The following is a 12976-nucleotide window of genomic DNA, read 5'->3' on the forward strand; positions in this document are numbered from 1 at the left end:
TTATTGGCAAAAGGCTAAAATATCGCACTGTTACTTATGCGGAATGGGACGCGCGGTGGTATCGCTGGATTGATAAGTTTGGGGCGATGAAACCGGAAGTTTTTGCTAAAGTTCCCCAAAAATATGCTAGTAAATTTGCAGTTGTGGGAGATTTGATTGCCGAAGTAGCCGATCGCAAATCGGACGCAAAAGACAGGGCGGGCACGGGGGCACGGGGCGGGGCGGGCACGGGGGCACCGCCCCTACGGGAAATAGAATTAATTGGATTGTTGCCCGGTTCTAAGGCGGATGGGGCGGGCACGGGGGCACCGCCCCTACGGGAAATAGAATTAATTGGATTGTTACCGGGTTCTAAGGCGGCGAAATTAGCTTTAGGTGTACCTTTATGTTTGGCGATCGCCCAATCCATCCACCGCATCCGACCTCAAACACGCTTTGTAATTCCGGTTGCGCCTACCATAGACGTGCAAACTATAGCAGGTTTTGCCGACCCAAAACAAAATCCTTGCCTGCATTTATTTGACAGCGCCAGCGCCGAACTGCATTTAACAGAATCGCCGTTTTTGCTGACAGCAAATAACCTAAAAATAGAACTTTGGACTGAGACTCCCGCCTACGATTTGCTATCGGAATGCAGTTTGTGTTTGACTACTGTGGGGGCGAATACTGCGGAATTGGGCTCGTTAGCTGTACCGATGATTGTGTTGATTCCGACGCAGCAGTTGGATGCGATGAAAGCTTGGGATGGATTGCCGGGATTGCTGGCAAATTTGCCGTTAGTCGGTTCTGTTTTTGCGACGGGAATTAATTGGGCAATCTTGCAGTTGGGGAAGGGAAAGCTTTATGCTTGGCCGAATATTTGGGCTGGGGAGGAGATTGTGCCGGAGTTGATTGGTAAGCTGGAACCGGATGTTGTGGCCCATTTGGCGATCGACTATTTGAGCCATCCTGATAAATTAGCACGAATGGGCGATCGTTTGCGTGCGGTTCGAGGAGAATCCGGTGCAGCGAAAAAAATTGCTGAATTGGTTTGTCAAGAAATTGATTTGCAATAATCAATAATATCAATTCCGGTTGCACCGGAATTATAGAGCAATACGGTTTACTTAAGACGATCCCCCCTAACCCCCCTTAAAAAGGGGAGTAGGGGGTGGGACAAGAATGCTCTCAAAGTCCCCCTTCTTAAGGGGGATTTAGGGGGATCTCCGGGACATAAATATGTTAAGTAAACCGTATTGAATTATAGAGGAGACGGCAGTGCCGTGTCCCTACCCAAAATAACATTGTAGGGAGACGGCACTGCCGTCTCCTAATTTCGGCTACTAATAATTCCGATGTAACCGGAAACGATGTTAGGAATCAGAAAGAGGGGGGGTTTATCTGTCCCTTTCGCGGATGACAGATATTGTTGGTGAAACCCGCCCCTACAGCAGCTTAACCTCGATCGTGCTTGGCAATTACCCAAATGGCGTGGACAATGCCGGGAATAAAGCCAAAAAACGTGAGAACCAGGTTTATCCAAAAATCTGTGCCGATGCCGACCGTCAAAAATACACCCAGAGGGGGAATAAAAATGGCAGCGAGTATGCGAATCAAATTGCTCATCTCTGTTACTCCAAACTACTTTTCTCTTTCAATTTAGCTTCACTGACTGAGGGAACCTTTCCCGAAAAACTTAGGCGGTGCTGCCATAGTGTAAACTTCGGTTTCCTCGGCGATTACCCGCCGCAAGTGACCGGGAACCTGCATCAACCCCAACAGCGTAATCCCGTCCAACATCCGAAACCCGCCAGTTGTTTTCTCGGCGAGTATTTTGTCGGTAACTTCGGGTTCTGGCCGCGTGTTTATTTCCTGGTTTGAAGCTATGGCAAAACCCCAAGGAGCTCCGTAGGTAGAAATAAAGCTGGTGCAGGATTGAACGTTGGGAAATACCGATTTTAGGGTGTTGACAATGCGGGCGTGCATTTTCATTTCTGCTGGAGAAACGGGGCCCGCTTGCACTACAAAATATCCGTCAGGTGACATTATTTTGCGAACTTTCTCAAAATACTCCTTGGTAAATAACTGAAAAGATGGGCCTTCTTCAATGGGATCTGATAAGTCAGAAATGACTATATCCCAATCTTTGTCTGTTTTGTCTAAATAGTCTAAAGCATCGCCGATTACTACTTCGCAGCGGGGGTCGTCAAAGGCATTTTGGTGCATTTCTGGCAGGTGTTCGCGGCAGGCTTCTACTACTTCGGCGTCAATGTCGATCATCACGACTTTTTCGACTGTTTTCCAGCGCAGCACTTCTCTAATTGTAGCTCCTTCTCCGCCGCCGAGCACGAGCACTTTTTTGGGCGAACCGTGAGCAATCATGGCTGGGTGCACGAGGGGTTCGTGGTAGAGAAACTCGTCGCCGGTACAAGATTGCCATTTGCCGTCCAAAACTAAGCCTTTGCCGTAGGTACCGGTCTGAACTACGTACATTTCTTGATAGGCAGTTTTCTTGTAAGCGAGGACGCTGATGATGCCGTGAACGTAAATATCCCAGGGGGTAATGTACTCGCTCATCCAAAAGTCTGCACGAACTTCGCTACCTGACATCAATTACTCTCCAAATATAAACTGCTGTGTCGATGCTGTCACAAATAGTATTTCTTAGCACAAAATGGTGCGGGTGTGTGAGTGCGATCGCCACACAAGAGTGAAATTTCTCAGCAATCGTATAGTGTGATTGCCTTCTGGGAGATAGGGCACTTGGCTCGTTAGTTGAGATTGCTTGTGGTCGATCGCCCTGGGCGGCTTTTGTACAAATCTTGTCGTTCATCGGGCAATTTTTTGCGTCCGGGCCTTCATGCTTCGCTAACCGGCTGCGGGTCAATCGACAATCCGATCGTCTCGAACCCGAATCCGACTGCGGGGATGAAAAACTGCGATCGGGTTGTAACCGGCTTTGTTGTTAATCTCTTGACATTTTGAATCAATATTAGATAAAATTTTAGATCGAGCAAAACAAAGCAAATCTTAATTTTTGCCGGCACAAATCGCGAGGCGAGCTGCGACAAACTTCTAAGTAGTTAAGGGTGCAACTCGATTTCACAATAAAACTTGCGTGCAACTATTTTTAGGTTCAAAATAATAGCAAATGGAACCAACAGACTGGGAAAATGCAATTAAAAATGTTGAAGATGAAAATTTAAGCCTGCGACAAAAATTAGAAATTTCGGAAACCGAACGCAGCCAACTAGAACTCCAGAATCAAGAAAAAGAATTTTTGCTAAAAACAGTTACTCAAGAATTTCTCGATGCTGAAAATAAGTTAAAAGCAAGAATGTTTCAACTAGAAAAAGCTCTGGAAAATCAGCAAGCAATGCAGCTCAAATTGATCGAAGCTGAAAAAATGTCGGCTTTGGGGATTTTGGTCGCTGGTATAGCCCACGAAATTAACAATCCAGTCAACTTTATCTACGGCAATATTACCTATGTCAATGACTACACTGGCGACATTTTAAAATTACTCGAAATGTACCAGAGTAGGTATCCAGAAACTGATGCGGAGATTGAGGATTTTATTGAAGAGATTGACCTGAACTTTCTGCGCGAGGATTTGTTAAAAACTCTTTCGTCAATGAAAGTTGGCTCCGAACGCATCCGCGAAATTGTGCTGACTTTACGCAACTTTGCGCGGGTTGACGAAGCTGAAAAGAAACCTGTGAATATTCACGAAGGAATTGACAGCACTTTGTTGATTTTGCAGAACTCAACTAAGGAAAAGCCGGGTTGCAAAGCTATTAAAATTGTTAAAAACTATGGGAATTTGCCGAAAGTAGAATGTTATCCAGGGCAATTGAATCAGGTATTTATGAATATCATTAATAATGCTGTGGATGCGCTGCGGGAGCAAGAAAAAAAGCGATCGCCAGACGAGATGGAAGCCAACCCCAGCCAAATTGAAATTACTACTTCTAGTCTTGCAGAAAACTGGGCTAAAATTAGCATCAAAGATAATGGTACGGGAATGGATGAAGCTGTAAAAGGGAAAATTTTCGATCCGTTTTTTACAACTAAACCAGTGGGGCACGGGACTGGTTTGGGGCTGTCAATTAGTTATCAAGTTGTGGTGGACAAACACGGCGGGAGGTTGGATTGCATATCTGCAGTGGGAGAAGGGACTGAGTTTGCGATCGAGATTCCGATCGTCGCCAAACCCCGAAGTTAAGGCGGGAGGGGGCCTTCGACTTCGCGAGCGGCTAAAGAGGGGGAGAGGGGGAGAGGGGGAGTGATATAGGTTCCCAGGCTCTGCCTGGGAACCTATATCACTCTTGCTCTGCCTCGACACAGAGTTAGGGAGGCAGAGCCTCCGGATCTGCGTTACCAGGCAGAGCCAGGTAACGAGTATAGTCTTAGCCCCCCCCCTTAATAAGGGGGGGTTGGGGGGGGTAATATCTAGCGCTACTTTATGAAATTGGTATTAGGGAGGCAGAGCCTCCGGATCTGCGTTACCAGGCAGAGCCTGGTAACGAGTATACGAGTATCGAGTATAACGGGTAAAATATAGGTTCTGCGTAACTCTCGATCGACTGCGGTAAACTGAGGGATAATCAAAACGCCCTTTGATTGCGGCTCCTCCTAGTTTGATGTGCAACCCTATGTCTACTGTCACTTTTGGTTTATCAACCCCTGCAGCCGCAGAGCCGGGGGCATCCTACGATAGCAACCAAGCGCCCCAGCGCCCCAGCGCGCCTGCAGAGTGGATCGAGGTGTTGGTGGACTCTCCTTTCAGGGGCGCGGGGGACTTGCCGGGGGACGAAAACAAACTATTTACCTATCGCTTACCAGCCCAATTGAAGGTGCAGCCGGGGGATATTTTGAGCGTACCCTTTGGCAGTCAACAGGTAGGGGCGATCGCCATTCGGTTCGTTTCTCAACTGCCAACCGACTTAGATCCGGCGCGGGTGAAAGATGTCGAAGATGTTGTGACTGCGGGCTTTTTTCCTGCTAGTTATTGGCAACTACTAGAACGAGTATCTACTTATTATTGCACGCCATTAATTCAAGTAATTAGAGCTTCGCTGCCGCCCGGTTTGTTAAGCCGTTCCGTGCGCCGGATTCGCTTAATTAAAGACGCTATTTCTCCCAATGCCGAAACATTTCTCAATCCCGCCGCCAGTCAAATCTTGCAATTGCTGCAAGCTCAAAAAAACGGCGATTACACTTGGCAATATCTTCAGCGCCAAGTCAAGGGAAGCTATCGGGGATTGAAAGATTTGTTGAAACGGGGTTGGGTAGAAAGTTATATAGAACCGCCCAATCCTCCCAAAGCACAATTCAAACCGGCAGTGACATTAATTGCTAGGGCATTTGTCACGGATTTAACTAAGCGGCAACAAGAAGTATTAGAAGTTTTGCGGCTGGGGGGCGGTGAAATGTGGATGAACGATTTGCTGAGAATTTGCAGTACGAGTTCTTCTGTTGTCAAAAAATTGGCAGAAAAAGGCTGTATTGTGATCGATCGAAGGGAGGTGCTCAGGGCCGATCGCGCAATTGCTCAATTACCCGATGCGCCGAAAAATTTAACTCGTTTTCAAGCAGAAGCTTTAGCGTTTATTAACAGTTTTTCGGGATTCCGTCAAGTGCTGCTGCACGGCGTTACGGGTTCCGGGAAGACTGAAGTGTATTTGCAGGCGATCGCCCCAATCTTAGCAAGCGGCAAATCCGCCCTCGTGCTCGTCCCCGAAATCGGGTTGACACCGCAACTTACAGACAGATTCCGCGCCCGTTTTGGCGAGCAAATTTGCGTGTACCACAGCGCCCTATCCGACGGCGAACGTTACGATACATGGCGGCAGATGCTCGCTGGAACCCCGCAAATTGTCATCGGCACGCGATCGGCCATTTTTGCACCATTGCCTCACCTCGGCTTAATTATCCTCGATGAAGAACACGACAGCAGCTTCAAACAAGACCAACCAGCGCCCTGCTACCACGCCCGCACCGTTGCCAAATGGCGCGCCGAATTAGAAAATTGTCCCTTAATTTTAGGTTCTGCAACGCCAGCCTTAGAGACTTTGGTGGGAACGCGCCGAGATTATTACTCATTACCAACTATCCATTATTTATCATTACCAACTCGCATTTATTCCCGCCCGATGCCGCCCGTGGAAGTAGTCGATATGCGGCAAGAATTGCGGCAAGGAAACCGCTCGATTTTCAGCGCTTCCCTGCAAAATGCCCTGGAACAATTGCCAGCAAGACAACAGCAAGGTATTCTATTTATTCACAGAAGAGGACACAGTACCTTTGTCTCTTGTCGGAGTTGCGGCTACGTGATGGAATGCCCGAATTGCGATGTTTCGCTTTCCTATCACCACGTCGGCGAAGGAAGCGCCGAAATATTGCGCTGTCACTACTGCAACCACACGGAACGACACCCTCAAAACTGTCCAGATTGCAGTTCTCCTTACTTCAAAAATTTTGGCAGCGGCACCCAGCGAGTGGAACAGGAATTAACCAGATTGTTTCCCGAATTGCGGGCGATTCGGTTTGATAGCGATACGACTAGAAATAAGGGCGACCACCGCCGATTGTTAACTCAATTTGCGAATGGGGAAGCTGATATTTTGTTGGGGACGCAAATGCTGACTAAAGGGTTAGATTTAGCAGGAGTCACGTTGGTAGGAGTTGTGTCTGCTGATGGGTTGCTGAATTTATCGGATTATCGGGCCAGCGAACGGGCTTTTCAAACATTAACTCAAGTGGCGGGACGTGCGGGGAGAGGTGACGATCCGGGGCGGGTAATTATCCAAACTTACACTCCCGAACACCGGGTAATTCAAGCGGTGAGGCGGCACGAATATGCGGGTTTTGTGGAGACGGAATTAGCAGAAAGGGCGCTGTTGAATTATCCACCTTCGGGGCGGTTGGTTTTGTTGCGGTTGAGCAGTGCTGATGCGGCGGAAGTTGCGGTGACTGCGGTACAGTTGGCGTCTGTTTGTCAACAGTATATCGATCGACTTTCGGTGACTGGCTGCGAGATGTTGGGGCCTGCACCGGCGGCGATTATGCGGGTGGCGAACCGCTATCGGTGGCAGATTTTGCTGAAGTTACCTGTGGATGAGTCTGTGGATTTGTCGGATTTGATCGGGTTGCGCGAGCGCACGCCACGTTCTGTTAGTCTAACTATTGATGTCGATCCATTGAATTTTGGTTGATTGGTTGTGGAAAAGATAAGACGGCGGTTGAAACCGCGTCTACACAAACAATGTCCGCCTCCGCGGACTGAAGAATCGTAGGGTGCGTCAGCTTCGACAATTTTATCAATAATCGAAAATCTCCAAGCTGACGCACCTGATACCTATTTCGCCCGGTGCGGATCTATGAGATTTTCGATATGCAAGGCGAGAGATTGTTAAGGGCGACGCACCCTACAACTACTAAAATTGGTTTGTAGTGACTACTTCTATTCTGTTAAATCGACTTGTCGAATCTCTTCTAACGTCATATCCAAACATTGCGCGATTTGCTCGTCGCTCAATCCTATTGCTTGGAAGCGAGCAATCGCCTCAATTTTCGCCTGCTGTTTTCCCCGCAAAAACTCAGGCGACTCTTCCTGTGACGTGCAGACATTCAGCGCTCCGATTACATGATTATGAGCGACATGATGGCCAGTAATGATAGCGCCTGTAACGTTGCTAATCCTTGACTTGCGAATCAGCGTCGATCGCAAATTTAACTTATTAACCTCTTCTCCAAAAGCATCAGAGAACAACTCCCATAGCTCGTAGCCCACATCTTTAGCATAACCCTCAGTACAATTCAGCGCTGAAGCAATATCGCCGTACTTTTGCCGCTTCAAAACCCCCTCAATCACACCAACTTGCATATCATCTAAATGCTTGCCAGTTTTCGCAAATACAACTTCATCTGCAAAAGCCAGTGCTTCCTTAACGTTCACCCGCACCTCCTCACAATATCCGAACGATCGAACTCAAACCGCCTAGATCCGACTATTTTCGCCTTTAATACAAAAACGGTTAAAGCTTTATCAAAACTTTCTGCATTATACGACTTTATCCGACCTTTTTCGACTATACAAATTAATTGGAAAACTGTAGCATTGTGAATGTAAAACCATAAGTCAAAAAAATTAACTTATGACAACTACCCAGCTCGCTCTCGACAAAAAAGCGCATCCTTTGATGATGCACCTGAGCATCTCGCCGAAGTACGGCATCTCCCAAGAGCAATCTAGCTACGATCCCAGCACCCAGACTTCCAACATCACCTCCATGAGCGGTTCCTGGTCTACTCGCAATGCCTCTACTCCACATTGGTTGAATCCTAGTGACGCCGATCAGAAAGAGGACGACTAAAAATTATTGTAGCCAACAAACTCTTTCGAGCACTTACTTTTTCTTTTCTTGAAAGACCTGTATTAATTTTTACATTACAGGTCTTTTACTGTCAACATTATTTCAATTGGTTTGGTTGTGATACCAGCTTCAAAAAAGAATGCAACCGCAAGCAAGCTCGAAACCCATACAGAATTCGTCATTTCCAATCTAAAATCTAAAATCTAAAATGGTATGACTGACCTTTTAATCGTGACTTCCGAGACAGACATTCATGCGGATGTTGTTATCAAAGAATTGCAAAAATCAAATATTCTAGCAATTCGATTGAATTCAGAAAGTTTTATTCAAAAAAGCAAATACGTTTATTCGTGGCAAGCTTCTGGCCATCCCAGTCAAAGTTTTTTGTCTTTTGAAGACTCATTGAAAGAAGCTAAAAGAATCGGCGTAATTTGGTGGCGAAAACCAGACGAACATCAAGTATTTCCCGAAGTTAATGATGAGTGGGCAATCAAGTATTGCCAACAGGAAACAGAATCTTTAATTTATGCCCTGTCTGGACTCTATCCCAAAGCCAGATGGGTCAATCATTACTACAAAATTAGATTGCCATCCCATCGCATAAACCAAATCCCCATTGCTCAAAAACTGGGAATTACTATCCCTCCAACACTCGTCACAAATTCCTACGATGCTGCTTGCAACTTTGTGACACAACAGGGAAAGTGCATTGTCAAACCGATGCGCTACTCTGGATTCCTACATGATGAAAAGCAGTATGCTTGCTATACTCGTCCCATTGATGTAGAAACGCTTGAGGAATTTCGAGAAAGCATTCGATTAGCACCTGTTTTTATTCAAAAACGAATTCAAAAAAAAGCAGAATATCGCGTTACATTAATTGGCAAGCATGATTTTGTCTGTCGCATTGATGCCAAACATACCAACGATGCAGACGTGACTTTAGATTGGCGCGTCACCGAACCCGACAAACTCGTTCATGTTCCCGACGAGCTACCAATAGATTACCTCAACAAACTTCATCAAATGCTTGACGAGTTCGGCTTAAATTTTGGTGCATTCGACATCATTCGCGACGACGATGATACGCTTTATTTTATCGAACTCAATCCCAACGGACAATGGTATTGGGTTGAAATTCTCACTAAAATGCCGATGGTTCGGGCAATGGTTGAACTCATCGAAGATTTAGCGCTTCAATATCAACAGAATTGCTAAATTCGATCGCGAATTACACATTCTATAGAGATTGCTTCGTTCCTGGCAATGACAAAGAATCAGCGCTGAGATTGCTTCGTTCTTCGCTGCGGACAAGGAATCAGTGCTGGGATTGCTTCGTTACAAGGAATCAGCGCTGAGATTGCTTCGTTCTTCGCTGCGGACAAGGAATCAACGAACTACAGCGACAATATTTGAGTAAACAAACTTAATTAAGAACATTGTAGCTAGGATTATCTAATACTAAATCCGGGCTTTTACCCCCTTGATGATGGTGGTGGTGCGTCGCTCGTTGAATCTTAGCAAATATCGAGAATTATTCGTGGCGACACACCCTACTTTCTGATGACTTAAACCTGAATACCTTGATATTTCTCGTTTAATGGAGAGACCATATCCCCCTAAATCCCCCTTAAAAAGGGGAGTAGGGGTTGACTTTGAACACTCAAGTCCCCCCCTTCTTAAGGGGGGCTAGGGGGGATCTGCGCGCCTAATAGTTAAACAGCAGACTATCGACCCACACCTACAAACTAAGGCAAATCCGTCTCACCCATCAAATAAAGGTCGCACTCGCGGGCCACACCGCGCCCTTCATTAATCGCCCAAACAATCAAACTTTGTCCCCGGCGACAGTCACCAGCCGCGAAAACTCCCGGAATGCTGGTGGTATATTTTTCGTGCTCGGCTTTTATATTGCTGCGCGCGTCGCGTTCCAATCCCAAGTCATCCAGCAAGGGCTGTTCCGGGCCCAGGAAGCCCATCGCCAGCAACACAAGCTGCGCCGGCAACACTTTCTCCGTGCCCGCGATTTGCTTCGGAATAAACTGTCCTTTCTCGTTTTTCGCCCACTCCACCTCAACGGTGTGCACGGCTTTGACGTTGCCGTTTTCGTCGCCCTCAAACCTTGTCGCCGTGGTGAGATAGCCGCGGGGGTCGTCCCCGAATTTGGCTGCGGCTTCTTCTTGGCCGTAATCCAAGCGGTAGACTTTCGGCCATTCGGGCCAGGGATTGTTGGCGGCCCGTTCCGAGGGCGGTTTTGGCAGGATTTCTAGCTGTACCAGGCTTTTGCAGCCGTGGCGGATGGAGGTGCCCACGCAGTCGGTGCCGGTGTCGCCACCGCCGATAATCACGATATCTTTGCCTTCGGCGGAGATGAAGTTGCCGTTGGTGCTCTTATCTAAAACTGCTTTGGTGTTGGCTGTCAAAAAGTCCATCGCGAAATGGATGCCTTTTAATTCCCGCCCTTCGATTCCCAAGTCGCGGGGTTTTGTCGCGCCGGTACAGAGGACAACGGAGTCGTATTCTTTTAGCAGTTGTTCGGCTGGTAAGTCTTTGCCAACTTCGGTGTTGCAGACGAATGTCACGCCTTCGTCTTCGAGGACTTTCAGGCGGCGCATCACGACTTGTTCTTTGTCTAGCTTCATGTTGGGGATGCCGTACATTAGCAGGCCTCCCGGTCGATCGGCTCTTTCGTATACAGTTACCAAATGACCGGCTTTGTTCAGTTGCGCCGCAGCCGACAAACCAGCGGGCCCGGAACCGATAACGGCGATTTTTTTGCCGGTGCGTTTGGCGGGCACTTCAGCGGTAATCCAGCCTTCATCCCAGCCTTTGTCGATAATTGCGACTTCGATGTTTTTAATCGTCACTGGCGGGTTGTTGATGCCGAGCACGCAAGCGCCTTCGCAGGGGGCGGGACAGACTCTGCCGGTGAATTCGGGGAAGTTGTTGGTTTTGTGCAGTCTGTCTAGGGCTTCTTTCCACAGTCCGCGATATACTAGGTCGTTCCATTCGGGAATCAGGTTGTTGATCGGGCAGCCGCTGGCCATGCCGCTAATCAGGGAACCCGTGTGGCAAAATGGGATGCCGCAGTCCATGCAGCGCGCGCCTTGGCTGCGGAGTTTGTCTTCCTCCATCGGTAGGTGAAATTCGTCCCAGTTGTGGACTCTCTCGACTGGTGAGAGTTCGGAGGGCAATTCGCGGAGGAATTCGATAAAGCCTGTTGGTTTTCCCATAGGGGTGTTTTGGTTAGAATTTACTATTCTGGTAGTTTTTCAAAGCTGAAGCTTGTATGCTTCTGAAATAACTATTGTGATCTAAATTGCGGGCGATCGCACTTTCGATCGAGCAATTCGTATAGTCTTGGACGCACGGGCGGTCAAAAACCGGGTTTTTGGAGAAAATTCTGTATTCTAGCCTACAAATCGGGTAAAAAAGGCGGTCGAGGTCCGATGCGTCCGGGAGTGCGGTACCTAAAATCTTAGACCTCTTGCAAAAGTCCTTTTAATCAAATTTTGGGACGGGCTAGAAGCCCATCCCACAAGAAAAAAGATTTTTGTGGGACGGGCTTCTAGCCCGTTCTAAGTATTTTTGCAAGAAGTCTCTTCAATATCGCCGGGAATGACCAATTGTCGGGAGTCGCATCGAAAACACCTGCGATCGCGATCGTTTAATTTTTCGCTAATTGCTGACGATCGCCAATCCAGCACAAAATAACCATCAATTTAAGATTTTATCAATCGCGATCGAATATCATAACACAAATATTGCCTTCAGCGATATTCTATTTGCCTTCCGCCAGCAACTTTTCAAAATCCGCTGCCGGCACAGGAGGACTGAATAAATATCCTTGCATGGCATCGCACTCGTAGCGCCACAGAAAATCTTTTTCGGCTTCAGTTTCAACTCCTTCGGCAATTACCTCAAGACAGAGACTGTGCGCCATTTCAATAATAGCTTTGACAATCGCTGCATTTGTGCAACCGTCGGTGATATTACTGATAAAACAGCGATCGATCTTTAAAACATCAAAGGGGTATTGCGTCAGATAGCTTAAAGAAGAATAGCCAGTGCCGAAATCGTCAATAGAGATAGAAACTCCCAAATCTTTCAATTGTTGCAAAGTGGCGATCGCACTTTTGGCATCCTCCACCATCAAACTTTCGGTGAGTTCTAATTCCAAACAGTTCGCTGACAAACCAATCTCTGCTAAAATTGCGGCAACTCTGCTGCTGAGATCCGGTTGGTGAAATTGGGCGGGCGACAGATTCACCGCTACTTGCTGCAAAGAAAAACCAGCATTTTGCCAAACCTGTATTTGTCTGCAAGCTGTCTGCAAAACCCACTCGCCCAACTGTACGATAAAGCCAGTTGCTTCGGCATCAGGAATAAATTCGGCGGGCGAAATCAACCCTTTTTCTGGATGCAGCCAGCGCACCAAAGCTTCGGCGCTGATGATTTTACCAGTCTGGACATTGACCTGCGGTTGATAGTAAACTTGGAATTCTTCTCGTTCCAAAGCTGCACGCAAACTTGTTTCTATCTGCTCCAATTTGTCGGTTGCGTCTTGGAGTAATGTGCTGCTTGGCGATGGCAAATTATGCTGCTGTTGGACTAAAGCT

General features: G+C 47.3%; 11 protein-coding genes. 5 read left to right on the top strand and 6 right to left on the bottom strand.

What is annotated here, in order from left to right; translation table 11 throughout:
• A partial coding sequence (locus WBA89_RS29830; protein WP_424411289.1) for a lipid-A-disaccharide synthase occupies positions 1–1055 on the top strand: 1055 nt, incomplete at its 5' end.
• Positions 1056–1434: 379 nt separating this feature from the next.
• Here WBA89_RS29830 and WBA89_RS29835 read toward each other — a convergent pair.
• From WBA89_RS29835 to WBA89_RS29845, 3 genes are read right to left on the bottom strand one after another with little or no spacing between them, the layout of a single operon-like run.
• Entirely contained in the window at positions 1435–1605 is a 171-nt protein-coding gene (locus WBA89_RS29835) for a YqaE/Pmp3 family membrane protein (protein WP_424411290.1), read from the bottom strand.
• Between the two features lie 39 nt (positions 1606–1644).
• A complete protein-coding gene (locus WBA89_RS29840; protein WP_194061410.1) occupies positions 1645–2589 on the bottom strand; it encodes a fused MFS/spermidine synthase in 945 nt (314 codons plus the stop codon).
• Positions 2579–2812, bottom strand: coding sequence for a hypothetical protein (locus tag WBA89_RS29845; RefSeq protein ID WP_424411291.1), 234 nt, complete (start codon positions 2810–2812; stop codon positions 2579–2581). The genes WBA89_RS29840 and WBA89_RS29845 overlap by 11 nt, the downstream gene beginning before the upstream one ends.
• A gap of 318 nt (positions 2813–3130) precedes the next feature.
• Here WBA89_RS29845 and WBA89_RS29850 point away from each other — a divergent pair, with 318 nt between their 5' ends.
• Complete coding sequence (locus tag WBA89_RS29850; protein ID WP_424411292.1) at positions 3131–4204, top strand: sensor histidine kinase; 1074 nt, start codon at positions 3131–3133, stop codon at positions 4202–4204.
• 430 nt (positions 4205–4634) lie between these two features.
• Positions 4635–7196 (top strand): primosomal protein N', encoded by a 2562-nt coding sequence (gene priA / locus WBA89_RS29855; protein ID WP_424411293.1) that lies wholly within the window; start codon positions 4635–4637, stop codon positions 7194–7196.
• Positions 7197–7444: 248 nt separating this feature from the next.
• Here priA and WBA89_RS29860 read toward each other — a convergent pair whose 3' ends face one another.
• Positions 7445–7939, bottom strand: coding sequence for a hypothetical protein (locus WBA89_RS29860; protein ID WP_424411294.1), 495 nt, complete (start codon positions 7937–7939; stop codon positions 7445–7447).
• 199 nt (positions 7940–8138) lie between these two features.
• On the opposite strand from WBA89_RS29860, the gene WBA89_RS29865 reads away from it, so the two are divergent.
• Together WBA89_RS29865 and WBA89_RS29870 are read left to right on the top strand one after the other, a co-directional pair.
• Positions 8139–8357, top strand: a complete 219-nt coding sequence (locus tag WBA89_RS29865) for a hypothetical protein (RefSeq protein ID WP_424411295.1) — start codon at positions 8139–8141, stop codon at positions 8355–8357.
• 213 nt (positions 8358–8570) lie between these two features.
• On the top strand, positions 8571–9575 hold the full coding sequence (locus WBA89_RS29870) for an MvdC/MvdD family ATP grasp protein (protein ID WP_424411296.1): 1005 nt from the start codon (positions 8571–8573) through the stop codon (positions 9573–9575).
• A 530-nt stretch (positions 9576–10105) separates the two neighbouring features.
• Here WBA89_RS29870 and gltD read toward each other — a convergent pair.
• Positions 10106–11590 (bottom strand): glutamate synthase small subunit, encoded by a 1485-nt coding sequence (gene gltD / locus WBA89_RS29875; protein ID WP_333423472.1) that lies wholly within the window; start codon positions 11588–11590, stop codon positions 10106–10108.
• A 548-nt stretch (positions 11591–12138) separates the two neighbouring features.
• Positions 12139–12976, bottom strand: an 838-nt coding sequence (locus WBA89_RS29880) for a putative bifunctional diguanylate cyclase/phosphodiesterase (RefSeq protein ID WP_424411298.1), incomplete at its 5' end; no start/stop codon positions are given.

Origin of the sequence: Microcoleus sp. (assembly GCF_049646505.1) — a bacterium.
Classification (GTDB): domain Bacteria; phylum Cyanobacteriota; class Cyanobacteriia; order Cyanobacteriales; family Microcoleaceae; genus Microcoleus.